Source organism: Halostella litorea (assembly GCF_004785955.1).
Classification (GTDB): Archaea; Halobacteriota; Halobacteria; order Halobacteriales; family Natronoarchaeaceae; genus Halostella; species Halostella litorea.
In genome coordinates this window covers 1,175,933-1,199,070 of the sequence record NZ_SJER01000001.1, presented here as the reverse complement: position 1 = coordinate 1,199,070, position 23,138 = coordinate 1,175,933, and the positions used below count along the sequence as shown (strand labels likewise).

The window sequence follows — 23,138 nt, the reverse complement described above, 5'->3', positions numbered from 1 at the left end:
ACGCTCGCGGGCTACGTGTACATGTCGAGAAACGACGCCGACGGGCGGGCGGTTCAGCAACAGTCCCAGGAGCCACAACGGGGACGCGGTCAGTCGATCGACCCCGACATCGCCTCCATCCTGATCCGCGGCGAGGAGGTGCTGATAAGCACTCGCCCGGCGTGGTCGGCGTGGAGCCTCCACCTGTTCGTCGCGGCGCTGGCCGTCCTCGCGTCGCTCGCCGTCGGCGAGACGGAGGTGATCGCCGTCGGGTTCCTCGCCGCGGGCGGCATCGTCGGCTACGTCTGGTACCAGCGCAAGAAGGTCCGGTATCTCGTCACGGACCGCCGGCTGATCGTCGTCACGGGCATCTCCTCGAAACAGACGAACGAGACGTGGATGGAGGACGTCCGCGGCATGCAGACCGGCGCGTCGTTCATCGAGCGCTTCCTGGGGCACGGTCACATCACCGTCTCGGAGTCGATCCTCCCGCGCGGGAGCCTGCTCGCGCTGAGCGGCTTCCGGGGCCTGACCCTCGGCGGGATCCCGGACTACGAGGAGATAGCGAACGTCGTCCGCCAGCGCCAGGCCGAGCGGAAGGGCGGGAACTACTGACCGCCGCGCCGGTCCCAGCCGGACCACTCCCCGCGGAGCACGCCGAAGTACACCATGTCGACGTACTCGCCGTCGACGTTCTCGGCCTCGCGGGCGACGCCCTCGCGCTCCATGCCGCATTTCTGCAGGACGCGCTTCGACCCCTCGTTGGTCGCCAGCGCCCGCCCCCGGACGCGGTGGAGGCGCAACTCCTCGAACGCGTAGCGGACCATGAGCCGTGCCGCCTCGGTCATGATGCCCCGCCCGTGGACGTCGGGCGCGAGCCAGTAGGCGATCTCGGCGTGGCCCGCCGTCCCGTCCACGTCGAACAGGGTGACGGTGCCGAGGATGTCGCCGTCGCGCGGGCCGTCGCTCTCGGCGTCCTCGAAACTGCGCGCCCCGTCGTCGACGCAGACGGCCAGTTCGACGCCCGCGTCGTCCGAGGAGATCCGCTCCTCGAAGTGCTGGCGGGTGGTTTCGAGGTTCGTCGGGGCGGCGTTCGTCAGCGGGCGGCGGACGCGCGGGTCGTCGATGTTGTCACGGATGAACTCCAGGTCGTCCTCCTCGATGGTGCGGAGGGTGACGCGGTCGCCCCGCAGGAAGGCCGCGCCGGGCATCAGGCCGTCACCTCCCCGTTCCACTCCCGGGCGAGCAGCCCGTACGTGTGGGTGTCGACGTGCTTACCGTCGACGTACTCCTCGTCGCGCAGGACGCCCTCGGCGGCGAAGCCGAGGCGGTCCAGCAGGGCCCGCGAGGCGTCGTTGGTCTCTATCGCGCGGGCACGTACCCGGTGGAGGCGGCGCTCGTCGAACGCGTAATCGAGCAGGAGCGAGACGGCCTCGGTCGCGTAGCCCTCGCCCTGCGCCCCGGGGGTGAGCCAGTAGCCGACCTCGGCGTGGCCCGCCGAGTCGTCGACGTGGAAGAGTGCGACGTGGCCGACCGGCTCGCCGTCGACGCAGGCCAGCAAAACGACGTCGTCGCCGTCGTACAGGTCCTCGAAGCGGTCGCGCTGCTGTTCCAGGTTGGTCGGCCGATCGAACGTCATCGGACGGCGGACCGCGGGGTCGTTCCGGTGGTCGCGGAGGAAGGGGAGGTCCTCCTCCTCGACGGTCCGGAGGGCGACGCGGTCGCCGGAAAGGAAGGTGCCGCCGGGCATGCACGCATCTCTCCCTCCGGCGAAAATAGTTCTACCGAAGGTGTGTCGACGGTTCCCAGCCCGACGCGGCGACCGGTCAGAACAGCGCGGTGACGTACTCGCCGAGGTAGACCCACGTCAGCGCGATCCACGTCTGGAACAGGAGGCTCCCGAGCGCGGAGAGGGCGACGAACTCCCGGTCGCTCATCTCCGCCAGGCCGGCCGGGACGGTGAGCATCCCGCGGGTGAACAGCAGGGCGTTGCTCACGGGGACGACGACACGGCCCCAGCGGTCGAACCAGCGGTCGAACCGGTCGAGCGACGACGCGCTCACGCGGAACCAGGCCTTGTCCAGCAGGTAGCCCCGGCCGTAGCGCTTGGCGACGGTAAACAGCGCGAACTGGCCCACCGTCGCGCCCGCCACCGCGGCGAGGATGATGAGCGCCGTGTCGACCGTCGAGTCGGCGAGCAACGCGATCCCCGCGGGGACGAGCGCCTCGCTCGGCGCGAAGTACAGCAACATCGCGCCCTCCAGGATCAGGATGCAAAACAGCGCGGCGAGGCCGTACTGGTCGAGCCAGCGGCGGGCCAGTTCCTCGTCGCCGAGGAACACGAGCGCTATCCCGACGAGCGCGGCGACCGCGACCCCGGCGGCGAGCGCAAGCGGCCCGTACTCGGAGAGGAACCGCCTGATGCGGCCCCGCTCGACGGTTGAGACGTCCGACTGCATTCGTCAGCGTAAACCACCACGCCGGTAATAGGCCTTGTGACACGTCCCGGCGGGCCGTCACGTCGGCGGACCGCGCCGCCTTTTATCGCCGCGCCCCAAGGGCCGGCCATGACCCCCACCCGACGGCCGCGCCGCCTGCGGCAGGACGGCGTCCGCGAACTCGTCAGCGAGACCGACCTCGACGCGAGCGACCTGATCGCCCCGGTGTTCGTCGACGCCACCGTCGACGAGCGCCGCCCCATCGAGTCGATGCCCGGCCACGAGCGCGTCCCGGTCGAGGAGGCCGTCGCGCGCGTAGAGGAACTGCTCGGCGTCGGCGTCGAGTCCGTGATGCTGTTCGGGATCCCGGAGTCCAAAGACGAGCGCGGCACGCGCGCCTGGGCCGAGGACGGCGTCGTCCAGCGCGCGACCCGCCGGATCACCGAGGCGACGGACGCCTACGTGATCACGGACGTCTGCCTCTGTGAGTACACCGACCACGGCCACTGCGGCGTGATCGAGGACGCGGCCGCCGAGGACCCCGACGTGACGGTCCGGAACGACGAGACGCTCGACCTGCTCTCGAAGACCGCCGTCTCGCACGCGGACGCGGGCGCGGACATGGTCGCCCCGTCGAGCATGACCGACGGGATGGTCGGCGCGATCCGGGCGGGGCTGGACGACGCCGGCCACGAGCACGTGCCGGTCATGAGCTACGCCGTCAAGTACGAGAGCGCGTTCTACGGGCCGTTCCGCGACGCCGCGGACGGCGCGCCCGCGTTCGGCGACCGCCGCCACTACCAGATGGACCCCGGAAACCGCCGCGAGGCGATGCGCGAGGCGGAACTGGACGTCGAACAGGGCGCGGACGCGCTGATGGTCAAGCCCGCGCTCCCCTACCTCGACGTCGTCAGCGACGTGCGCGAGGCGTTCGACCACCCCGTCGCGGCGTACAACGTCAGCGGCGAGTACGCCATGCTGCACGCCGCCGCGGAAAAGGGGTGGCTGGACCTCGAAGGGACCGCCGTGGAGTCCCTGCTGTCGATCAAGCGGGCCGGCGCGGACCTGATCCTCACGTACTTCGCGGAGGACATCGCGGACGCGCTGTAGGCGCGCCGGCCCCGCGCGAGGGCGGCCGTCGCCCGCGTCGCCCCCGGACGGCGCGCCCCGCCGGCTGATTTCTGCCCGATCGTTGGGCGGAGTTCGGTAGACGAATGAACGATTATCCGGTGTACATACTGTCGCCCATGAACCTTATATTCGTAATATCGGGTATTACTCCGGACGCCTGTCGATCAATGTGGTTGTATTGTGGCTAAACGTTAACGCTAAGGGTTATATTGTTACCGATATTGTCCATCTACCGTGAGCTGGAACACGAACATGGCGTTTGAACCCGGAATAGAGAACGAACGTATACCTTCGGTACGTGCGTCGGGGACCCCGGCGGTGGTCGCCTGATGTTCGCGGACGTACTGCTGCAGGCGACGGTCGAGGACCTGGAGACGATCGTGGAGGGGGTGAACCTGCTGTGGGTGCTCGTCGTCACCTTCCTCATCTTCTTCATGCACGCCGGCTTCGCCATGCTGGAGGCGGGGCAGGTACGCTCGAAGAACGTGGCGAACCAGCTGACGAAGAACCTGCTGACCTGGAGCGTCGGCGTCCTCGCGTTCTTCATCGTCGGCGCGGGCGTCTCGACGGTCGTCGGGACGCTGACCAGTAGCGGGAGCATCACGGTCTCGGACCTCTACGCCACGATGACGACCAGCGCGGTCAACGACTGGGTCGGCTGGCTGTTCGGCGCGGTGTTCGCGATGACCGCCGCGACGATCGTCTCCGGCGCGGTGGCCGGCCGCGCGAAGCTCCGCGCGTACGTCAGCTACACCGTCCTGCTGGCCGCGGTCATCTACCCCGTCGTCACCGGCTTCACCTGGGGCGGCGGCCTGCTCGCGGTCACCGACGGCGCGGCGAACGGCTACATCGCCGACGCGCTCGGCGCGACCGGCTTCGCGGACTTCGCGGGCGGCATGATCGTCCACGGCATGGGCGGCATCGCCGGCCTCACGGCGGCGTACGTCATCGGCCCGCGGATGGACCGCTACAACTCCGACGGCTCCGCGAACGTCATCCCCGGTCACTCGATGACGTTCGCGGCGCTCGGCACGCTCATCCTCGCGTTCGGCTGGTACGGCTTCAACGTCGGCACGGCCGCGACGGTGTTCGCCGTCGAGGACGGCTCGATCGTGCTCGGCGCGTTCGACTACGTCGGCCGCGTCGCGCTGAACACCACGCTCGGCATGGCCGCGGGTGCGGTCGGTGCCGGGCTGGCCGCGCTGTACAAGTCCGGCAAGGTCGACACGCTGTACGTCGCGAACGGCCTGCTTGCGGGCCTGGTCGGCGTGACCGCGTCCGCGAACGTCGTCGTCTGGTACGGCGGCATCATCTCCGGCTTCGTCGCCGGGGCGCAGCTGCCGTTCGTGTTCGAGTTCGTCGAGAAGCGCCTGAAGATCGACGACGTCTGCGCCGTCTTCCCCGTCCACGGCTCGGCCGGCGTCATCGGCGCGCTGCTGCTCCCGTTCTTCCACGTCGACGGCTTCAGCGCGAGCCTGCTGGCCGCACAGGTCGTCGGCGTCGTCGTCATCTCCGCGTGGACGATCCTGGCGACCGCCGCGGTGTTCGGGCTGTTCAAGTCCGCGGGTCAGGCCCGCGTCTCGCCGGAGCACGAGCGTGACGGCCTCGACGTCTCCGAGCACGGCGTCGACACCTACCCCGAGTTCGGCAAGCCCGACACCGTCACTGACGGCGGGATGGACGTCGTGCGCACCGACGGCGGGTCGGACGCGGGCGGCATCAAGATGATCACCGCCATCGTGCGCCCCGACCGCCTCGGCGACGTGAAGCAGTCGCTCGCGGAGGTCGGCGCGCCGTCGCTGACCGTGACGAACGTCTCCGGCCGCGGCAGCCAGCCCGCCAAGAAGGGCCAGTGGCGCGGCGAGGAGTACACGGTCGACCTGCACCAGAAGGTGAAAGTCGAGTGCGTCGTCGCCGACATCCCGGCCGACGACGTGGTCGAGGCGATCGCCGACGGCGCGAAGACCGGCGAGCCCGGCGACGGGAAGATCTTCGTGATGCCCGTCGAGGACGCGCTGCAGGTCCGCACCGGCAACCGCGGTCCGGAAGCGGTGTAGGCCGCGTCGACTGCAGTCGCACTCACGGCCCGCGCGGAGCCGCGATCCGCGCCCTTTCCTGTCGCGTTTCGTTCCCGTCCGATCCACCCCGTCCCGTTTGCCCCTTCCTGTACTGTTGTGGTACCCGGTAGCGTACCCCGCCCCGTGCAACCGATCACCGATCGTCCGGTGCGGTTCGGCGAACTCGCCGGCCCGCTCGTACACGGCGCGTCGTTTTTCGACTGGCAACTGGTCGCCACACAGGAGGTGGCTGCGGCGGTCGACTACCCCTTCGAGGCGATCCTCGCGGACGACGGCATCCCCTTCGCCCCGGTCGTCGTCGCCACCTCGGTCGACCGCTACCCCGGCGTCGGCGACGAGGTCACGGTCGAGGTGGTCCCGCTCTCGGTCGGGGACACCAGCGTCGAACTGCTGTACGAGGTCGTCGACGGCGGCGGCGACCGGTTCGCGGCGGCGCGGATGACCCACGTCACCATCGCGCCGGACGGGGGCGCGCGGGAACTGCCCGACGACGCCCGTGCGGCACTCTCCGACGCGCGGGTCGACCGGTCCGTCGAGGTCGGACCGGCGGCGGATGGGGACGCGGGCGACGACCTGCCGACGCTCGCGACGTCGTTCCCGGTCCGCAGCCCCCACATCGAGGGGGCGGAGCTGGCCTACTTCGAGGAGTACCCGCGCTTCGCCGGGATCGTGCTGGAGGAGTATCTGGAGGACTGCGGGACGAGCCTCGGCGAGCTAGGCGGCGAGAAGCAGCCGTTCCGGCTCCGGGACTGGGAGTGGGAGTTCCGCGCGCCCGTGCCGTTCGAGACGACCCTCCGGGTCGAGTGCGACGTGCGGTCGGTCGACGAGGGAGCGGTCCGCGTCGCCCACGAACTGTCGAGCGGCGGCCGGACGAACATCTCGGGCGTCACCGAGTACGGCTGCTTCGACCGGGAGGGCAACCCCGTCCCGTTCGACGACGCGATGCTGGAGCCGTTCCGGGGGTGAGGCGGCGACCCGGCAGAGTGCGGGCCTACGTCGCGGTCCGCGCCCGCAGTTCCGCCTGCAGCGCCCGGCGCTTGACCAGCGCGAACCCGGCGAACACGACGACGAAGCCGACGACGGTCGCCGCGGTGAGGGACTCGCCCAGCGCGACCCACCCCGTCAGCGCGGCGAACACCGGCACGAGGTAGTTGACGAGGTTGATCTCGACCGAGCCGAGCAGGTCGAGCAGCGAGAAGTACAGCAGGTAGCCCGCGCCGCCGGCGACGACGACGAGGTACGCCATCGCGACGGCCGCCCGCGGGGTCCACGCCACGGACTGCGGTTCGCCGAGCGCGAGGCTGGCGAGGTGGAGCAGGGGCGCGCCGACGACCATCGCCCACCCCTGGAGGGCGGGGGCCGGGAGGTCCGTCCGCACGCGCTCTATCGCCACCGCGCCGACCGCCCAGGCGAGCGCGGACCCGAACACGAGCGCCACGCCGACCGCCGAGGCGTCGGCCGACCCGGGGTCCGGCCGCGCGACGACGACCACGCCGGCGAGGCCGAGCAACAGCCCCGCCACCGTCGTCGGCCCGAGGCGCTGGGTCGGGAGCGCGACGCTGGACGCGCCGGCCGTGATGACGGGGATGGCGCTCACCACCACGGCCGCGACGGCGCTGGTGACGTACTGCTGGCCGGCGAACAGCAGCGCGTGGTGGGCGGCGATGAGGCAGACGCCCGCGGCGACGACGGCCAGCCAGTCCCGGCCCCTCGGCCGCCACCGCCCCGCCCCGACCGCGGCGTACCCGAGCACGAGCACGGCGACTGCGTCGAACCGGAACGCGGCGAGCAGCGCCGGCGGGAGCACCGACAGCGACGCCTTCGCCGCGGGAAACGAGGTGCCCCAGAGGACGCCCAGGAGGACGAACCCGGCCGCCGTTCGGTACCGTGCCATACCCGCCCCTCGCCGGGCGGGGGCAAAACGATTTTCATCGTGTTGATAATTGTTGACACGGACACCTGCCGCGTCCGGAAACGGTTTTCCCGGGGCCGCACCAAGGCCGACGTATGACCCACGAGCAGTCCCGCGACCTCTACGACCGCGCGCTGTCGGTGATGCCCGGCGGCGTCAACTCCTCGGTGCGGGCGGCGATCGAACCGTACCCGCCCTTCGCCGAGCGCGGCGACGGCGGCCACCTGATCGACGCGGACGGCAACCGCTACGTCGACTGGGTGCTGGGCCTCGGGCCGCTGCTGTACGGCCACGACACGCCCGACCCGGTGCAGGCGGCGGTGCAGTCCCGCGCGAGCGAGGGGCCGATGTACGGGATGCCGACCGAGGTGGAGGTCGAACACGCCGAGTTCGTCGCCCGGCACGTGCCGAGCGTCGAGATGATCCGCTTCGTCAACAGCGGCACCGAGGCGACGGTGTCGGCGGTCCGCCTCGCCCGCGGCTACACCGGGCGGAACAAGATCGTCGTCATGCAGGGCGGCTACCACGGCGCACAGGAGTCGACGCTCGTCGAGGGCGACGCCGACCACCCGCGCCCCTCGACCGCCGGCATCCCGCAGTCGTTCGCCCAGCACACGCTCCCGGTCCCGTTCAACGACGCGGAGGCCGCCCGCGAGGTGTTCGAGGAGCACGGCGACGACATCGCGGCCGTGCTGGTCGAACCGCTCCTCGCCAACAAGGGGATCGTGACGCCGGTCGAGGGCTACCACGAGACGCTCCGGGACCTCACGGAGGACCACGGCTCCCTGCTCATCTGGGACGAGGTGATCACGGGCTTCCGCGTCGGCGGCCTCCAGTGCGCCCAGGGGAAGTACGGGATCACGCCCGACGTGACGACGTTCGGCAAGATCATCGGCGGCGGCTACCCGGTCGGTGCGATCGGCGGCCGCTCGGAGATAATCGAGCACTTCACTCCCTCGGGCGACGTGTTCCAGGCCGGCACGTTCTCGGGCCACCCCGTGACGATGGCCGCGGGCCTCGAAAGCCTGCGCTACGCCGCCGAGAACGACGTGTACGAGCACGTCAACGCGCTGGGCGAACAGCTACGGAGCGGGCTCACCGACATCGTCGCCGACCAGGCCCCCGAGTACACCGTCGCCGGGGTCGACAGCATGTTCAAACTGCTGTTCACCCGCGACGCCCCCGACTCGTTCGACGGGCACTGCGAGGCCGGCTGCCAGCAGCGCCCCGACTGCCCGCGCTACGACACCTGTCCGAAGAACGGTGCGGACGTGGCCGCCGGCGAGACCGACCGCTGGCGGCGGGTGTTCTGGCCGAAGATGAAAGAGCAGGGCGTGTTCCTCAGCCAGAACCAGTTCGAGTCCCAGTTCGTCAGCTACGCCCACACCGAGGAGGACGTGGAGACGACGCTGGAAGCGTACAAGGAGGCGCTGTAGCGCGAAATTCGCTGATCGCTTGACGGCCAGCGCGAGGTCGCTCGCCGGGAGGCGAGCGTCCGAGCGTCCGGGGAAGGGCAGGCGGTCACCACGTTAGCACCCGCGAACGAGCGCAGCGAGTGAGCGGTCCAAGGAACCATCGAGGGGCGGCGGAGCCGCCCCGAGGTGGGTGACGCCGTGATTTTGGTCGAGCTTTTGCCGAGGGAGCGCGCCGACGGCGCGCGACCGCAGCGCAAAAGGTCGTCGTGTCGTCGTTCTATTCCGGTTTGAGCCCGCCGTCCTCGACGCGCATGACGGCCTCGCCGTCGGGGAGGTTCGGCGCGTCGACCATCTTGACGATCCGCTTGTCGCCCTTGGACTTGCGGAGGTAGATGCGGAACGTGGACTTGTGGCCGAGAATGTTCCCGCCGATGGGCTGGGTCGGGTCACCGAAGAAGGAGTCGGGGTTCGACGCGACCTGGTTGGTCACGAGAACTGCGACGTTGTGGAGGTTGCCGACCTTGTCCAGGTCGTGGAGGTGTTTGTTGAGCTTCTGCTGGCGCTCGGCGAGTTCGCCCCGTCCCACGTACTCCGCACGGAAGTGGGCGGTCAGCGAGTCGACACAGAGCAGGCGGATGGGGTACTCGTCGTCCTGTGTCTCGCTGGCGAGCTCCTGGGCCTTCTCGGCCAGCAGCATCTGGTGGTTGGAGTTGAACGCCTTGGCGACGTGGATCTGGTCGAGGACGCTCTCGATCAGTTCGTCCATCGCCTCGTCGTCGTCGGGGCTGCCCTCTATCTCCCGGTCCTCCATGAACGCCTCCAGCGTCTCGTCGGAGAGGCCACGGACCATGTCGTCGATGCGCTCGGGGCGGAACGTGTCCTCGCTGTCGACGAACATCGCGGCGCCGCCGAGGCCGCCGTGCTCCTTGGGGAGCTGGACGTTGACGCAGAGCTGGTGGGTGACCTGCGACTTCCCGGAGCCGAACTCGCCGTACACCTCGGTGATCGACTGGGTCTCGACGCCGCCGCCGAGCAGTTCGTCGACCTCGTCTATCTTCCAGCTGAGCTTGCCGATCTTCTCGCGGCGCTCCAGTACGTCCGCGCCGGTCTCGAAGCCGCCGACGTCGGCGGCCTCGCGGGCGGCCTGGACGATGTCCGAGGCGGTGCTGTCGCCGACGTCGGCCGTGTTCGACAGTTCGCTGGGGCTCGCGACGGCGAGGCCCTGGAACGAGTCGAAGCCGGCGTCCTTGAGCTTCTCCGCGGTTGCGGGGCCGACGCCCGGCAGGGTTTCGAGGTCTGCATCTGCTGCCATACCTACCCCTAAGCTACCCCTGCTACATAAACCCCGGTTAACAGGAGAGTGAAAGTGAAACTACCGGACGTGAACGGGGCTGCCCCAGTCCACGTGCCAAGGTTTAGAAGGGAATCCGCGCCGGACGGCCGCGGCGAGCGCGCGGCGCACCGACGCGCTGCGGGCGAGCCGACGGGGAAGGGCAGGCGGTAGCGTCACAGCATCCGCGAGCGAAGCGAGCGGGGATCACTCGCACCGGCATACGGCGGCGAAGCCGCCGTTTCGCCGCGGCCGAGCGCAGCGAGTGAGCGGCCTTTTTGGCCGAGCTTTTTGCCGGGAGGGTCGCCGAAGGCGACCCGACCGAGAAAAAGGTCGTTGTCAAAAGGTCGTCTTAGTCCCAGGGATGTGCGCCGTCCTCGCTGGGCCACAGCGGGTACCAGTACTCCTTGTCGCCCTCGACTTCGAGTTCGCCGTCGAGGACGCTCTCCAGTTTGAACTCGGTCGCGTTGTCGCGCTCGTTGCCGGCCCGGGGGGCGAAGGGGTAGTACGCGCCGCGGCGGAAGGAGTAGATCCAGTAGGCGGGGTCGCCGTGGCGCTCGAACCCGAAGACGGCGGCCAGCAGCCGGGAGCCGTAGTCCCGCTCGATGAACGTGTCGGCGGCGAAGTGGAGGCTGGTCACGAGGTCCTCGTAGTCGTCGTCGGCGAGGACGACCCAGCGGTAGCCGTGGTCGTCCTCGTGGAGTTCGGCCTCGGTGCCGGTCTCCTCCTCGCCGGCTTCGAGGATGGCGACGACTTCGTCGACGGCGTCGGCGAAGTCCGTGCTGTCCACGCCGGCGAAACAGAGCGCGGCCTCGCCGACGGCGTCGTACCCGAGGTCGGCCTGCATCGTCAGATACGCCGTGCTCATCCCGAACAGGTCCTCCGGGTCGGCGTCGCGCGCGGCGTCGGACTCGGCGCGGACGCCGAGGATCTCCCGCAACCCGTCGAGCAGTCCCATGCGTGTCAGTCCGGCGGCCCGCGCCTTAGTCCGTTCCCCGCGGGCGTCGCCTTGTGGCGGTTGCCCTCGCCGAGCATCGGTGAGAGAAACCGGTATCAGTACCCCTCCATCTGCCGTTCGAGGTCGCGCAGGCGCTCGACGCGTTTCTCCGTCGGAGGGTGCGTGCTGAACAGCCGCGAGATCATCCCCTTGGAGATGGGGATGATGAAGAAGGCGTTCATCTCCGCCTCGTCGCGCATGTCCCGCGTGGGGATGTTGTCCATCTCGCCGGAGATCTTCAGCAGGGCGTTTGCAAGCGCGGAGGGCTGGCCCGTGATCGTCGCGCCCCCGCGGTCCGCCGCGTACTCGCGGTACCGGGACAGCGCCCGGATGAGGACGTAGCTGATGATCCAGACGAGCAGCGAGACGCCGATGGCGACGATGACGCCGCCACCGCCCTGCCGGCGGCGGCCGCCGCCGAAGAACGCGCCCCAGCGGACGACGACGAACGCGATCGTCGAGAGGAAGGAGGCGAGCGTCATCACCATCATGTCCCGGTTCTTGATGTGGGCGAGTTCGTGGGCGATCACGCCCTCCAGTTCCTCCCGGTTCAGCGTCCGCATCAGGCCCGTCGTCACGCAGACTGCGGCCTTGCGCTGGGAGCGGCCGGTGGCGAAGGCGTTCGGCACCTTGTCGTCGGCGACGGCGACCGTCGGCTTCGGCAGGTTGGCCTGCTGGGAGAGCCGCGAGACGGCGGCGTGCAGTTCGGGGTACTCGTCCTCGGACACCTCCGAGGCCCCCATGCTCCACAGCGTCAGTCGGTCGCTGAAGAAGTACTGCGTCAGCGAGAACCCGCCGAAGATCAGCGCCATCACCAGGATGCCGCCGCCGATGTACGAGACGATCACCGCCGCGAAGACGATGTACAGCGCGAACAGCAGGAACATCGTCAGGAACATCCGCAGGCGAAGCCCCCAGTCCGTTTTCCACTGCATACCCTCCGTAGGACGGCGGTCGCCTAAAGGGTCGCGCCGGCGAGGGCTTCGCGCCGGGCGGGTGCCCCGCGGTGACCGCCGAGCAAGCGGTTTAAAGGCGAGAGCGCCGTACGACGCGGTAATGAGCGAATCACGCGCGTTCTGCCCGCGCTGTGGCGACGCCGTCGCCGAGCGCGAGGGCCTGCGCCCGGGCGAGGCCCGCAGCGACCCGAACCTCTGTGACGCCTGCTACTTCGAGGACTTCGAACTCGTGTCCGCGCCCGACCGCATCGAGGTGCAAGTTTGCTCGCAGTGCGGGGCGGTCCACCGCGGCAACCGCTGGGTCGACGTCGACGCCCGGGACTACACCGACGTCGCCATCGACGAGGTCAGCGAGGCGCTCGGCGTCCACGTCGACGCCCGCGAGGTGACCTGGCAGGTCGACCCCGAGCAGGTCGACCAGAACACAATCCGGATGCACTGTTACTTCACGGGGATCGTCCGCGAGACGCCCCTGGAGGAACAGGTCGTCGTCCCGGTGAAGATATCCCGGGGCACCTGCGACCGCTGTGGCCGCATCGCGGGCGACTACTACGCCAGCATCGTCCAGGTCCGCGCGGCCGACCGCGACCCGACCGCCGAGGAGGTCGAGCGGGCGGAGGCCATCGCCCACGAGGTCGTCGCCGAGATGGAGGAGACGGGCGACCGCAACGCCTTCGTCACGGAGGCGACCGAGACGGACGACGGCCTGAACCTCAAGGTGTCGACCAACAAGATCGGCCGAAAGATCGCCCGCCGGGTGACGGCGGAGTTCGGCGGGTCGTTCGAGGACCACGAGACGCTCGTCACCGAGGACGAGGACGGCAACGAGGTGTACCGCGTCACCTACGCCGTCCGCCTGCCGCCGTTCACGCCGGGCGACGTGATCGACCCGGAGGACGGCGACGGCCCGGTCCTCGTCCGGAGCGTGCAGGGCAACCTGAAGGGGCGGCGGCTGGCCTCCGGCGAGGCCTACGAGGCGTCGTTCGAGGACGGCGACGCGCCCGAGGCACGGACGCTCGGTACGGTCGACGACGCGGCGGAGACGACGCTCGTCGCCGTCGAGGACGAACACGCCGTGCAGGTGTTGGACCCCGAGACGTACGAGTCGAAGACCGTCGCGCGCCCCGACTACCTCGACCCGGACGCGGACGCGGTCCCTGTGCTGAAGAGCCGGGCGGGCCTGCACGTGCTCCCGGCGGACGCCGTCCCGGACGATGAGTGAGGGCGACCCCGCCGCGGCCGAGGACCTCGCCGCCGTCGTGGAGAAGCCCCGCGCGGAGGTCGCCATCGAGTCGTTCCGCGCCGAGGGCGTGTACGACGACGCCCGGAAGGTCCGGTCGTACGGCGACGCCGTCGCCCTCCCGGTGACGGCACCGCCCGAGGAGACGGACGTGCGCGAGGTCGTGCGGCAGGTCGACCCGGAGCCGCGCGCCCCCGACCTCGAAACCCTGCTCCGGGAGCGCGGCTGGACGGACGACGAACTCGCCCGCGCGCCGGGGTCGTGGGCCGTCGTCGGCAGCGTGATCCTCGTCAAGTTCGACGACTGTCCGCGCGAGGGCGAGGTCGGCGAGGCCCTGCTGGAACTGCACGGCGCGGCCGACACCGTCGTCGCCAGCGAGGGCGTCGCCGGCGAGCGCCGCGAGCCATCGGTCCGGGTCGTCGCGGGCGACGGCGACACCGAGACGGTCCACACGGAACACGGGACGCGCTACGCGCTGGACCTCGCCGAGGTGATGTTCAGCCCCGGGAACAAGGCCGAGCGCGCCCGGATGGGCGACGTCGTCGACGCCGACGAGCGCGTCTTCGACATGTTCGCCGGGATCGGTTACTTCACGCTCCCGATGGCCCGCGCCGGGGCGCAGGTCACCGCCGCCGAGATCAACCCGACGGCGTTTCGCTACCTCACGGAGAACGCCGTCCTCAACGAGGTACAGGACCGCGTCAGCCCGTACCGCGCGGACTGCCGGGACGTGGAGGTGACCGCCGACCGCGTCGTGATGGGGTACTACGACGCCCACGAGTACCTGGACGCCGCGCTCGCCGCGCTCGAACCGGGCGGCGTCGTCCACATGCACGAGGCCTGCCCCGAGGACCTGCTGTGGGACCGCCCCGTCTCGCGGATCGAGGCGGCGGCCGACGAGCGCGGCCGGACGGTCGAGGTACTGGACAGACGGCGCGTCAAGAGCCACAGCGAGGGCGTCGCGCACGTCGTCGTCGACGCGCGGGTGGAGTAGGCGACCGGCGGACCGCGGCCGCTCGCCGCGGGGATCCGACCGATATCAGTCGAAGCCGCGCGGCCGCACGCCGCCGTGGTACAGCAGGTGCGCACCCGCCGCGACCATCCCGAGGCCGAGCAGTCGCACCCGCCGGCGCGTCGCGTCGCCGGGGTCGAACCGGGCGTCGAGCACCGCGCCGTACCCCACCTGCGCCGTCCGGAGGAGGAGGCCGGGCACGAGCAGGTGGGCCGTCCCGGTCAGCACCATGGCGAGGCCGGCGAGTCGCGCGTAGTCCGTCTCGGCGGCGTCGGCGTCCATGCCGCCGGCTAGGGGCCGTCGGAACAAACCTTTCATGGTGTTCCGCGCGCACGTTCGGGTATGGACCGTCAGCAACTCATCTCCCTGCTGCTCGTGGGGCTGATGCTCATGTCCTCCGTCGCGTACGCGGCAAGCGTGATCTGAGCGACGTCCGCGTCGCTACTCCGTGTCCCACACGTCCGCGATGGGGCTTTTCTTCTCGGAGCGGCCGCTCGACCCGCCGGACCCCCCCGTCGACCCCGACGACCCGCCGGCGCCTCGGCCGCCGTCGCGTCCGCTGTCGCCGGTTCGGCCGCCGCTCGTCCCCCGTCGGTCGGCGGACTGCGACCGCCCGGAACCGCCCGCGCCGCCGCTGGCGTCGCCGGGGTCGAACGCGGGCAGGTCCGGGCGGCTCATCCGGTCGACCTGGTCGCGGAACCAGTCGGGCATGTCGGTGCGGGCGCGGTCGAACAGGTCCAGCAGCGACGAGTCCGCGAGGTAGGTCGCGCCGTGGTCGTCGGGCGCGCGGACGACGCGGCCGCAGGCCTGGATGACGGTGCGCAGGGTCGTCCGGTAGTACCACGCCCACTGGTCGTCCGCGAGGCGGTGGGCGACCCGCGAGTCGTTCGTGTTCGGGAACGGGGCCTTGCAGAGCACCTGCCAGCGGGCCAGATCGCCCTCCAGGTCGAGGGCCTCCTCCATCTTCACCGAGAGGAACACGTCGGGGTCGTCGGTCGCCTTCCACGTTTCGAGGGCGTCATCGCGGCCGTCCCGGTCGTGCGAGCGGACGCGGTCGGCGACGCCGAAGTCCGCCAGGCGGTCCCGCAGGCGCTCCTGGATCGCGTAGGAGTGACAGTGGACCAGCCCCTTCTCGTCGCGGTGTTCGGCCATGATCCGGACGAGGACGCGGGCCAGGTCCGGGAGCGTCTCGTCGCGCTCGGCGTACGTCATCTTCCCCTGGGTCACGTCGTACAGCGGTCGGTGCTCGACGGGGAACGTGTGCCCGACGTCGACGAGCGCGACGTCGGCGGGGTCGAGGCCGACCTGCCGGCAGAACGCGGCCTTGTCGAGGATCGTCGCCGAGAGGAGGGCAAAGCGGTTGCCCCGGTCCCAGACGGTGTGCTTGAGGTACTTCTCGGGGTTCATCGGCTTGATCGTCAGCGGGCCGCCGTCGCCGGACGCGCCGCCGTCGCCGTCGACCGGGTCGGCCTGGTCGACGAGCCACTCCGTCGCGCTGTCGGGGTCGCGGTAGTCGTCGACGAACCAGTCGAGTTCGGAGATGAGTTCCTGCAGGCGGTCGCGGGTGCGGGCCTCCTCGGGCGTCAGTTCGGCCTGCGCGAGCAGGTCGTCCTTGCGGCGCTTGCAGGTGTCGACCAGGGCGTCGGCGTACTCGACGGCGCGCTCGACGGAGTCGACCGCCGGCACCCGGAGGTCCTCCCAGATGGGGACCGAGCGCGGCCCGAGTTCCACCGTCGCGTACATCTCGGCCCACTCCGCGAGGCCGTGTGCCTCGTCGATCACGCAGACGTCGCGCTTGCGGAACACGTCCGAGCCGGCGGTCTGCATGAAGTACGCGAGCGTCATCGCGGCGATGCGGCGGTTCGACGCGATGGCCCGGTCCGAGAAGTACGGGCAGCGGTGTTTCACGGAGCAGTCGTAGCCCGACTCCCGCACGCAGGGGGCCTGGTTGACGGGCGTGTGCTCCTCGTTGGGCAGGATGCAGGTGTAGTTGCCCTTCCCGCGGATCACGTTCAGGTCGTCCAGCAGCGGGTCGGCGGCGGCGTCGTCCAGTTGCGACACCTGCGGCGTGGTGTAGTAGGCGTCGGTCGCGTCGCTGGGCGAGGCCTCGTCGGTCCGGCGGGCGCAGCCGGCTATCGCCCGCGCGAGCAGCGACTTGCCGCTCCCGGTCGGCGCGCGCACGAGCACCACGTCGTTCCCGGCGGCGAAGGCGTCCCGGACGTCGTCGAGCGCGGTCCGCTGGTTCCCGCGGTAGGAGGGGGCGGGGAACTCGTCGTGGATCCGCTCGGGGTTCACTGTCGGAAGTCGAACACGCGCGGCGTCCTAAGGCTATCGACTCGTGGGGGTCGGCGGCCCGCCGCTTACTCCTCGCCCGGGAGGGCGGCCACGTCCGCGGCGGACGGGTCCTCCGGCAGGTCCTCGATGCAGTCGTAACAGAGGAAGTGCTCGGAGCCGTCGGCGTCGAACTCCAGCGTGACGCCGCCGGTCTCGTCGCCGTCGAACGTCCAGAGGTTGGCGATGCCGCCCGCGATCTTCACGGGGCGGCCGCAGCCGTCGCACGGGTCCGTGGTCATGCCCCTCGATCCGCGCTCGCGGGTGAAAAGGGGTTCCCCGCCGCGCTTTTGCTCCGCGCCCGCGTAGCGCCCGCGCATGGAGGTGGACTGCGAGGGCTGTGCCGGCTGTTGCATCGACTGGCGGGCGCTCGCGGACCGGGAGCTCGACCACGAGCGCCGCGGGCCGTACGAGCCGTTCGACGACGCGTACAACCTCGTCGCGCTCACCCGCGGGGAGGTGCGGACGCTCGTGGACTGCGGGATGGCCGACGCCCTGCGGCCGCGCCTCTGGCGCGACGAGGACGGGGTGACGGTCGACGGCGTCCCGCTGGCGGCGGTCGGCGGCCGCCCGGCGTTCTACGTCGGCCTGCGCAACGCGCCGAAGCCGGTCGCGCCGTTCGGCCGCGAGTCGGCGACGTGGCTCCCGACCTGTGCCTTCCTCGACCCGGAGACCCTCCAGTGTCGGGTCCACGGCGACGCGGCGTACCCGAGCGAGTGCGCGGAGTACCCCGGCCACAACCTCGAACTCGACGCCGAGGCGGAGTGCGAGCGCGTCGAGGACGCCGTCGGCGGCGAGCGGCTACTCGACGACGAGCCGCCCGACGGGATGACGGGGCCGCTGTTCGGGCCGCAGGCGGTCGGGCAGAAGGTGTTCGTCCACCCCGAGCCGGACCGCCTCGCCGGGACAGTCGAGCGCCTCGTCGCGGGCGAACTCACCGCGGGGGACCGCGCCGAGTTCGTCGCCGTCGCGGCGGCCGCCAGCCCCGGCACTACCGCGGTCGACGACGACACGTACGAACGCACCCGCGAGGCGGCGCTTTCGGCGGACTCGTGGGTCGGCCGCGCTATCGCGGACTGGCGGGAGCGGGCCGACCGCGACGCGGCGGAGGCGGCCCCGCCGGAGCCGTCGCTGGCCGAGCGTGTCGAGGAGCGGCGCGGCGCGCCCGGGACGCCGGGCTGGTAGGCGACCCGACGCCGAACCGGCGGCTTCGGTGCCGGATCGGCCGTCCCGGACCGCCGGCCGCGCGGCTCGCGGGGGTCGGGGTCACGTGCGGGTGTGAAACCCGCGAGGCGGTAGGACTGCAGGAGAAGCGGCCCTACGAGGATTTGATCTGCTCGAACTGGTTCAGCAGGTCTTCGGTCGACTCGCCGGAGTCGTACTCGACGGAGCCGTTGTACACGGTCCGCTCGTCGTCGAAGTCGGCGTCGACCTCGCTGTTTTTCTGCTCGCGCCGCTCGTGTTCGTCCTCGTCATAGGCACCCATTGACATGGCACTTACAACCATGATAAGCAACTGTCGCATTTCAATGTAACGGTCGATCAGGTTATCCGTCGGCGATTTTTTCTCCGACCGGACGACAAGAGGTTTATCAGCGGCCGTCGTACCGGCGAACGTGGCACGTCCGCTCCGATTTCGCCGATCCCCGGAACGCTGGAGCGCGTCCCGGGTCCACGACCAGTTGTTCACCGACCTCGACGACAACCTCGGAGCGACGGCCGTCGACCCGCACTTCCGGCCCGCGGGCGACTGGGAGACGCGGCGGTTCGAGATGGACAACGGCGACGTCGCCCTGTTCATCTGGGACGGCGACGCGGCGTACTGGATGGGGAACACGGAGACGCCGAGCGCCCTCTGGCGGACGGACAAGTACGGCTGGGAGGAGGTGCCGTATCAGGTCGCCCGCTGGGCGCAGCGCGAACTGCTGGCGGACCTCCACGACGAGTCGCCGTGGCTGGAGCCGTACCCGCACGTCTCGTGGTTCTTCCTGCCCGTGTTCATGTCGAAGGATGGGCGACACACCACCCGGGAGTTCTTCCGGGACCACGCCGCCGGCTTCCCCGACGCCGGGCGCGACGAGGGGCTGGGCTTCTACGAGCGGTTCCTCTCGACCGGCGTGCTGGACCCACACCGCGACGAGATGTCCGGGAAACTCGGCACGAGCCCGCAGTTCGACCTCGTCCGGATGAGTTCCGCGATGGCCGAGTTCACGGCCGCGAAGCTCCTGACCGACGCGGGCTACCGGGTCACGCCCGAGATAGAGGTAACGACGGGACACTCGCTGGACTTCCGCGCCGCGAAGGGGGACCACCAGCCGCTCGTCGAGGTGACCCGGCCGCTCCCGCCGACACAGCGCGCGGCCGACACGGCCGTCGCCGCGGTCCGCGAGACGGCCGAGACGAAAACCAGCGGCCAGCTATCCGAGCACGGCGGCGGCGCGGTGCTGTTCGTCGACTGCTCCAGCTTCCACGACGACCAGTGGCAGGCGGTCCGCGGCGAGCAGCCGGAGGTCCACCACCGCCCCGCCGTCGTCTACCGCGTCCGCCCCGACGGCCGCGCCGAGGGCTACTCGAAGGGGGCGGTCCCGCTCGACCTCGACGGCACTATCGAGTGGGTGTAGGCGGATTGCGGTGTGGTAGAGCGGGGTCGCAGGAAGCATACGGCGGCGAAGCCGCCGTTTCACCGCCGGAGCGGGGCGGAGCCCCGCGGAGGCGGCCTTTTTTCATCGACGTTTTTTGGCCGAGTGGTTTGCTCGCTGTGCGAGCGAACCCGAGGCGAAAAAAGGTCGTTTAGAACGAAACCTGGTCCGGGCCGTGCGGGCTGCCGGGCGGCGTGGGGTCGCGGTCGCTGTACCCCTTTCGACCGATCGCCTTGCTGCTGAGGGCGTTGTAGACGGCGAAGCGGGCGTCCTCGGCGGCCTCGTACGTCTCGCCGCTGGTGCGCCCGAGGACCTCGCCGAGCGTCTCGGAGCCGTTCGGCAGCTCCAGTTCCTCGTCGCCGTGTCGGGCGACGAACTGCTCGGTGGTCAGCGGGTAGTCGGCGTCGTCGAACAGGCGGTCGGTGGTTCGGTGAAGCATCGTACCCGGTACTGGGTGAAAGATAATTATAAACATTGTCCATATACGACCTTGGTCGTCGGGGTACACCTATGCTTCATTATTCGTCCTAATATGCCGCGGAATGGTCAGGGCTAAACCGCTGGCAGGGAAAGCGGACGCATGGTGTACGCGGACCTCCACGCACACACGAGGCGCTCCGACGGCGAGATGACGCTGTCGGAGGTGCCCGACGCGGCCCGCGAGGCCGGGGTGAGCGTCGTGGCGATCACGGACCACGACCGCATCCACCCCGACCTGGACGCGCCCGTGACCGAGCGCGACGGCGTCACCGTCGTCCGCGGGATCGAACTCCGCGTCTCGGCGGGCGACCAGCGGGTCGACCTGCTCGGCTACGGCGTCTCCGCCACCCCGGAACTGGAGCGCGAACTGGACCGCCTCCAGCGCGACCGGGTCGAGCGGGGCCGCGCCATCGTCGAGAACGTCGAGGACCGCCTAGGCCTCACGCTGGACGTCGACGTGAGCGAGGGGATCGGGCGACCCCACATCGCCCGGGCCATCGACGCCCACCCCGACGCGCCCCAGGACTACGAGGGCGCGTTCGACGAACTGATCGGCAGCGGCTGCGACTGCTTCGTCGCGCGGGACGTGACGCCGTTCGAGCGCGGCCGCGACCTGCTAACCGGGGCCTGCGGCCTCGTCTCGCTTGCCCACCCGCTGCGCTACCCCGACCCGGCCTCGGCGCTGGCGCTGACCGCCGACCTCGACGCAGTCGAACGGTTCTACCCCTACGGGCGGCAGGTCGACACGACACCCGTTGAGCGCGCCGTCGACGAGCACGACCTGGTCGTCACCGGCGGGAGCGACGCCCACGACCACACGCTCGGCGTCGCCGGCCTGTCGGCGGACGCGTACCGGGTCGTCGGCGAGCGGATCGGGTAGCGCAGGGTTCAAACGCGCTCGTCACCTACTGTGGGTATGCACTGCCACTACTGCGACCGGGAGGCCGCCTTCGCCGCGGAGTCGGACGGCGTCCGGGTCGGGCTCTGCGAGGAGCACTTCCGCGACCGGCTGGAGGAGCTGGCTGATTCGGAGGCGCTGGAGCAGATCCGGGAGACGGTCGACGTGGACCGAGCGGAGTAGAGTTTCAGCGGAACTCCGCGGTCGGCGTCGAGTTTGGTCGACCGAGCGGAGTAGAGTTTTAGCGGAACTCCGCGGAGTGATTCTCGCGTCCGCATGCTGCAGAGCCGTCAGTCCGACTCGCCGCGGTCCGCGCGGTGCTCGCTGATGAGCCGGTCTAACTGCTCGGCCTTGCGGTCCTTGCGCCGCTGCTCGGCGCGGTCCTCCCAGTCGGCGATAACCGCCTCCACGTCGCCCTCGCGGGCGACGGCGAGTTCGTCGACTTCCTGCATCGCCACGTCGTCGGCCGGGCCGACCGGGATCCCCGCCTCGAACAGTTTCTCGTCGGCGATATCCGAGAGGCCGCCGTTCTTGAGGACGACCCGCGGCGCGACGTCGACGAGGCGTTCGGCGGTGCTGCGGCCCGCGCCGCTGGCGTCCCGGAGGTACACCACGTCGCCCTCGGCGAGGCCGTAGGCCTCGTTCGCGGCGGCCAGCGCGTCCTTGGTGAACTCCTCGACGGGCTTTACGGGTATCAGGTCCTTCTTCTCGGCGGCGACGTCGCTGAAGTTCGAGTGGTCGAGCTTCCACAGTTCCTTCAGGCGGTCCAGCTTTCCCTCCAGCGACTCGGTGCGCTCGCGCTCCTCATCCAGTTCGCGTTCGAGCCGCTCGGTCTCGCGCTGCAGCCGGGTCACCTCGCGGTCCTTGCGGACCTCCTGGCGCTCCCGGCTCCGGGCGGCGTCGAGTTCGTCTTCCAGTTCCGCGATGCGGTCGTCCTTCTCGGTGACCGTCGATTCGAGGTCCTCGACGTGGTCCTGCAGGCGCTCGACCTGGCGTTCGAGGTCGCGGATGCGCTTTTCCTCGTCGGTGAGTTCGCGCGGGACGTGCTCGGTGCTCTCGTCCTCCTCGTCGTCGGACTCCGAGAGGTCGTCGACGACCGCCTCGACGGATTCCTCGCCGGTCAGCACGCGCGCGGTGATCTCGCCGCGGTCCATCCGCGGCGGCACCTTCCGGGCGATCCGCTCGAACTGGTCGCGGTGGTCGTCGTACGCGAACAGGGCCGCGGCGACGGCGTCGCGCTCGTGGTCGTTGTCGTAGCCGACCTCGCGGGTCCGGTGTTGCTTCTCGTCGACCGGGAGGTCGCTGACCGGGGCCCACGCCGCGGCGTCGAAGCTACGGCGGATCTTCTCGACGGTCTCGGGCATCGGCGTCACGTCCGCGGCGACGAGTATCGGGCGGCCGCGCTCGACGATCCACTCGATCACGTCGGCGGTGTCGGCGGTCCGCGTCGAGAGCACGTCCAGCACGTTCCCGTCCAGGTCGACGACGCCGACCGCCGTCGTCGTTCCGGGGTCGATCCCGACGAGCACGTGGTCGCGGCGCTTGACCAGCGGCCGGAACTCGATGCCGTCACGGCGGACGCGCTCTATCTCGACGCGGGTGTCGCCGTTCCGGCCGCGCGAGACCGGGATGTCCTCGGGCCGGCCCTCGACCTCGAAGACGGCGTTCGAGTAGCCGCCGTACTTCTCCGTGGCGTCCATCTCGTATTCGAGGCCGGCGTCGTCCAGCGCCGACTCCACCTCGCGGGCGCGGGTGCGGACCGCGCCGTGGATCCGTCGGGTGTAGCGGTCCTGGCTCCACCCGCCGCTCCCCGTCGAGCGGCCGCGGGACACCTTCACCTCGGTCGTGTCGGTGAACGCCGATACCTCCTGGCCGACGTTGCGGGCGGCGAGGCGGGCCGCCGCCTCGGCCTCCTGCATCGGGTCCTTGCCGTACGGGACGCCGTGGCGGCTGGCGACCCGCGAGAGCGGTTCGGGCTGTTCGGCCCCCGTCACCTGCACGAGGCGGGTACCGTCCGGGAGGTCCCCGAGGAAGTGCACGAGTGCGTCCTTGTTCTCCGCGAGTTCGTACATGTTGTCCGTCGCGACGATGTCCGGGCACTCGTCGTCGATCCGGCGGCGGAGCTTGCGGTACGTCACCACGTCGCGTTCTAGCTCCTCGCCGTCGAAGACGACCAGCGCGTATGAGGGCGCGTCACCCCGGACGTCCCCGCTCTGGATGTCGACGCCGAAAACCACCGTGTCGAGAGCACTCGTGCGGGTACTCACAGGACCGGGTACGGGAGGGATCGATATAAAGAACA

The 23,138-nt window shown here is 70.4% G+C and carries 24 protein-coding genes; 11 read left to right on the top strand and 13 right to left on the bottom strand.

The window, feature by feature from the left end:
• Positions 1–21 precede the first annotated feature (21 nt).
• Positions 22–594: a PH domain-containing protein gene (locus EYW40_RS11745; RefSeq protein WP_135821787.1), complete on the top strand. Its 573-nt coding sequence runs from the start codon at positions 22–24 to the stop codon at positions 592–594.
• Here the strand turns inward: EYW40_RS11745 and EYW40_RS11740 are convergent.
• The 3 genes from EYW40_RS11740 to EYW40_RS11730 all read right to left on the bottom strand — a co-directional run bounded on the left by EYW40_RS11740 (position 588) and on the right by EYW40_RS11730 (position 2,438).
• The gene (locus EYW40_RS11740; RefSeq protein WP_135821786.1) at positions 588–1,190 is read right to left on the bottom strand and encodes a GNAT family N-acetyltransferase; all 603 of its coding nucleotides are present in this window, start codon (positions 1,188–1,190) and stop codon (positions 588–590) included. The two genes, EYW40_RS11745 and EYW40_RS11740, sit on opposite strands and share 7 nt — an antisense overlap.
• Positions 1,190–1,729, bottom strand: a complete 540-nt coding sequence (locus tag EYW40_RS11735) for a GNAT family N-acetyltransferase (RefSeq protein WP_135821785.1) — start codon at positions 1,727–1,729, stop codon at positions 1,190–1,192. The genes EYW40_RS11740 and EYW40_RS11735 overlap by 1 nt, the downstream gene beginning before the upstream one ends.
• A 76-nt stretch (positions 1,730–1,805) precedes the next feature.
• Positions 1,806–2,438, bottom strand: coding sequence for a DedA family protein (locus EYW40_RS11730; RefSeq protein ID WP_135821784.1), 633 nt, complete (start codon positions 2,436–2,438; stop codon positions 1,806–1,808).
• A 108-nt stretch (positions 2,439–2,546) separates the two neighbouring features.
• Here EYW40_RS11730 and hemB point away from each other — a divergent pair, with 108 nt between their 5' ends.
• From hemB to EYW40_RS11715, 3 genes are all read left to right on the top strand, one after another.
• Positions 2,547–3,527 carry a porphobilinogen synthase gene (gene hemB, locus EYW40_RS11725; protein ID WP_135821783.1) on the top strand — a complete coding sequence of 327 codons (981 nt, stop codon included), beginning with the start codon at positions 2,547–2,549 and terminating at the stop codon, positions 3,525–3,527.
• A 350-nt stretch (positions 3,528–3,877) separates the two neighbouring features.
• Entirely contained in the window at positions 3,878–5,605 is a 1,728-nt protein-coding gene (locus EYW40_RS11720; RefSeq protein WP_135821782.1) for an ammonium transporter, read from the top strand.
• Between the two features lie 144 nt (positions 5,606–5,749).
• Positions 5,750–6,592 (top strand): thioesterase family protein, encoded by an 843-nt coding sequence (locus EYW40_RS11715; RefSeq protein ID WP_135821781.1) that lies wholly within the window; start codon positions 5,750–5,752, stop codon positions 6,590–6,592.
• A gap of 25 nt (positions 6,593–6,617) precedes the next feature.
• On the opposite strand, the gene EYW40_RS11710 is transcribed toward EYW40_RS11715, so the two are convergent.
• Positions 6,618–7,520, bottom strand: a complete 903-nt coding sequence (locus EYW40_RS11710) for a DMT family transporter (RefSeq protein ID WP_135821780.1) — start codon at positions 7,518–7,520, stop codon at positions 6,618–6,620.
• Between the two features lie 113 nt (positions 7,521–7,633).
• Here EYW40_RS11710 and hemL point away from each other — a divergent pair, with 113 nt between their 5' ends.
• The gene (gene hemL / locus EYW40_RS11705) at positions 7,634–8,974 is read left to right on the top strand and encodes a glutamate-1-semialdehyde 2,1-aminomutase (RefSeq protein WP_135821779.1); all 1,341 of its coding nucleotides are present in this window, start codon (positions 7,634–7,636) and stop codon (positions 8,972–8,974) included.
• 256 nt (positions 8,975–9,230) lie between these two features.
• Here hemL and radA read toward each other — a convergent pair whose 3' ends face one another.
• The 3 genes from radA to htpX form a co-directional block, all read right to left on the bottom strand.
• Complete coding sequence (radA, locus tag EYW40_RS11700) at positions 9,231–10,265, bottom strand: DNA repair and recombination protein RadA (RefSeq protein WP_135821778.1); 1,035 nt, start codon at positions 10,263–10,265, stop codon at positions 9,231–9,233.
• 370 nt (positions 10,266–10,635) lie between these two features.
• The gene (gene pspAB, locus EYW40_RS11695) at positions 10,636–11,241 is read right to left on the bottom strand and encodes a PspA-associated protein PspAB (RefSeq protein WP_135821777.1); all 606 of its coding nucleotides are present in this window, start codon (positions 11,239–11,241) and stop codon (positions 10,636–10,638) included.
• A gap of 95 nt (positions 11,242–11,336) precedes the next feature.
• Positions 11,337–12,215 carry a zinc metalloprotease HtpX gene (gene htpX, locus EYW40_RS11690; protein WP_135821776.1) on the bottom strand — a complete coding sequence of 293 codons (879 nt, stop codon included), beginning with the start codon at positions 12,213–12,215 and terminating at the stop codon, positions 11,337–11,339.
• 121 nt (positions 12,216–12,336) lie between these two features.
• Here htpX and EYW40_RS11685 point away from each other — a divergent pair, with 121 nt between their 5' ends.
• On the top strand, positions 12,337–13,458 hold the full coding sequence (locus EYW40_RS11685) for a 60S ribosomal export protein NMD3 (RefSeq protein WP_135821775.1): 1,122 nt from the start codon (positions 12,337–12,339) through the stop codon (positions 13,456–13,458).
• On the top strand, positions 13,451–14,470 hold the full coding sequence (locus EYW40_RS11680; RefSeq protein ID WP_135821774.1) for a class I SAM-dependent methyltransferase: 1,020 nt from the start codon (positions 13,451–13,453) through the stop codon (positions 14,468–14,470). Before EYW40_RS11685 ends, EYW40_RS11680 begins: the two co-directional genes overlap by 8 nt.
• 45 nt (positions 14,471–14,515) lie before the next feature.
• On the opposite strand, the gene EYW40_RS11675 is transcribed toward EYW40_RS11680, so the two are convergent.
• The 3 genes from EYW40_RS11675 to EYW40_RS11665 all read right to left on the bottom strand — a co-directional run bounded on the left by EYW40_RS11675 (position 14,516) and on the right by EYW40_RS11665 (position 17,061).
• Complete coding sequence (locus tag EYW40_RS11675) at positions 14,516–14,770, bottom strand: hypothetical protein (RefSeq protein WP_135821773.1); 255 nt, start codon at positions 14,768–14,770, stop codon at positions 14,516–14,518.
• Between the two features lie 159 nt (positions 14,771–14,929).
• On the bottom strand, positions 14,930–16,783 hold the full coding sequence (locus EYW40_RS11670) for an ATP-dependent DNA helicase (protein WP_135821772.1): 1,854 nt from the start codon (positions 16,781–16,783) through the stop codon (positions 14,930–14,932).
• A gap of 65 nt (positions 16,784–16,848) precedes the next feature.
• A complete protein-coding gene (locus EYW40_RS11665; protein ID WP_135821771.1) occupies positions 16,849–17,061 on the bottom strand; it encodes a DUF7561 family protein in 213 nt (70 codons plus the stop codon).
• A 76-nt stretch (positions 17,062–17,137) separates the two neighbouring features.
• Here EYW40_RS11665 and EYW40_RS11660 point away from each other — a divergent pair, with 76 nt between their 5' ends.
• Entirely contained in the window at positions 17,138–18,004 is an 867-nt protein-coding gene (locus tag EYW40_RS11660) for a YkgJ family cysteine cluster protein (RefSeq protein WP_135821770.1), read from the top strand.
• Between the two features lie 133 nt (positions 18,005–18,137).
• Here EYW40_RS11660 and EYW40_RS20005 read toward each other — a convergent pair whose 3' ends face one another.
• Positions 18,138–18,311 (bottom strand): DUF5786 family protein, encoded by a 174-nt coding sequence (locus EYW40_RS20005; protein WP_237560598.1) that lies wholly within the window; start codon positions 18,309–18,311, stop codon positions 18,138–18,140.
• Positions 18,312–18,435: 124 nt separating this feature from the next.
• On the opposite strand from EYW40_RS20005, the gene EYW40_RS11655 reads away from it, so the two are divergent.
• A complete protein-coding gene (locus EYW40_RS11655) occupies positions 18,436–19,440 on the top strand; it encodes a DUF5784 family protein (protein WP_135821769.1) in 1,005 nt (334 codons plus the stop codon).
• 169 nt (positions 19,441–19,609) lie between these two features.
• Here the strand turns inward: EYW40_RS11655 and EYW40_RS11650 are convergent, their stop codons facing one another.
• Positions 19,610–19,897, bottom strand: a complete 288-nt coding sequence (locus tag EYW40_RS11650) for a DUF5789 family protein (protein ID WP_135821768.1) — start codon at positions 19,895–19,897, stop codon at positions 19,610–19,612.
• 141 nt (positions 19,898–20,038) lie between these two features.
• On the opposite strand from EYW40_RS11650, the gene EYW40_RS11645 reads away from it, so the two are divergent.
• Together EYW40_RS11645 and EYW40_RS20000 are read left to right on the top strand one after the other, a co-directional pair.
• Positions 20,039–20,818, top strand: coding sequence for a PHP domain-containing protein (locus EYW40_RS11645; protein ID WP_135821767.1), 780 nt, complete (start codon positions 20,039–20,041; stop codon positions 20,816–20,818).
• A gap of 36 nt (positions 20,819–20,854) precedes the next feature.
• Positions 20,855–21,019, top strand: a complete 165-nt coding sequence (locus EYW40_RS20000) for a DUF6757 family protein (protein WP_202614506.1) — start codon at positions 20,855–20,857, stop codon at positions 21,017–21,019.
• Between the two features lie 107 nt (positions 21,020–21,126).
• Here the strand turns inward: EYW40_RS20000 and EYW40_RS11640 are convergent, their stop codons facing one another.
• Positions 21,127–23,103, bottom strand: a complete 1,977-nt coding sequence (locus tag EYW40_RS11640; RefSeq protein ID WP_135821766.1) for a DUF460 domain-containing protein — start codon at positions 23,101–23,103, stop codon at positions 21,127–21,129.
• Positions 23,104–23,138: the final 35 nt, after the last annotated feature.

Bases quoted from the DNA above. Each gene is read 5' to 3' on its own strand.
- EYW40_RS11745 (WP_135821787.1), top strand. From the start codon at position 22: ATGTCGAGAAACGACGCCGACGGGCGGGCGGTTCAGCAACAGTCCCAG.
- EYW40_RS11740 (WP_135821786.1), bottom strand. From the start codon at position 1,190: ATGCCCGGCGCGGCCTTCCTGCGGGGCGACCGCGTCACCCTCCGCACC.
- EYW40_RS11735 (WP_135821785.1), bottom strand. From the start codon at position 1,729: ATGCCCGGCGGCACCTTCCTTTCCGGCGACCGCGTCGCCCTCCGGACC.
- EYW40_RS11730 (WP_135821784.1), bottom strand. From the start codon at position 2,438: ATGCAGTCGGACGTCTCAACCGTCGAGCGGGGCCGCATCAGGCGGTTC.
- hemB (WP_135821783.1), top strand. From the start codon at position 2,547: ATGACCCCCACCCGACGGCCGCGCCGCCTGCGGCAGGACGGCGTCCGC.
- EYW40_RS11720 (WP_135821782.1), top strand. From the start codon at position 3,878: ATGTTCGCGGACGTACTGCTGCAGGCGACGGTCGAGGACCTGGAGACG.
- EYW40_RS11710 (WP_135821780.1), bottom strand. From the start codon at position 7,520: ATGGCACGGTACCGAACGGCGGCCGGGTTCGTCCTCCTGGGCGTCCTC.
- hemL (WP_135821779.1), top strand. From the start codon at position 7,634: ATGACCCACGAGCAGTCCCGCGACCTCTACGACCGCGCGCTGTCGGTG.
- radA (WP_135821778.1), bottom strand. From the start codon at position 10,265: ATGGCAGCAGATGCAGACCTCGAAACCCTGCCGGGCGTCGGCCCCGCA.
- pspAB (WP_135821777.1), bottom strand. From the start codon at position 11,241: ATGGGACTGCTCGACGGGTTGCGGGAGATCCTCGGCGTCCGCGCCGAG.
- htpX (WP_135821776.1), bottom strand. From the start codon at position 12,215: ATGCAGTGGAAAACGGACTGGGGGCTTCGCCTGCGGATGTTCCTGACG.
- EYW40_RS11685 (WP_135821775.1), top strand. From the start codon at position 12,337: ATGAGCGAATCACGCGCGTTCTGCCCGCGCTGTGGCGACGCCGTCGCC.
- EYW40_RS11680 (WP_135821774.1), top strand. From the start codon at position 13,451: ATGAGTGAGGGCGACCCCGCCGCGGCCGAGGACCTCGCCGCCGTCGTG.
- EYW40_RS11675 (WP_135821773.1), bottom strand. From the start codon at position 14,770: ATGGACGCCGACGCCGCCGAGACGGACTACGCGCGACTCGCCGGCCTC.
- EYW40_RS11665 (WP_135821771.1), bottom strand. From the start codon at position 17,061: ATGACCACGGACCCGTGCGACGGCTGCGGCCGCCCCGTGAAGATCGCG.
- EYW40_RS11660 (WP_135821770.1), top strand. From the start codon at position 17,138: ATGGAGGTGGACTGCGAGGGCTGTGCCGGCTGTTGCATCGACTGGCGG.
- EYW40_RS20005 (WP_237560598.1), bottom strand. From the start codon at position 18,311: ATGTCAATGGGTGCCTATGACGAGGACGAACACGAGCGGCGCGAGCAG.
- EYW40_RS11650 (WP_135821768.1), bottom strand. From the start codon at position 19,897: ATGCTTCACCGAACCACCGACCGCCTGTTCGACGACGCCGACTACCCG.
- EYW40_RS11645 (WP_135821767.1), top strand. From the start codon at position 20,039: ATGGTGTACGCGGACCTCCACGCACACACGAGGCGCTCCGACGGCGAG.
- EYW40_RS20000 (WP_202614506.1), top strand. From the start codon at position 20,855: ATGCACTGCCACTACTGCGACCGGGAGGCCGCCTTCGCCGCGGAGTCG.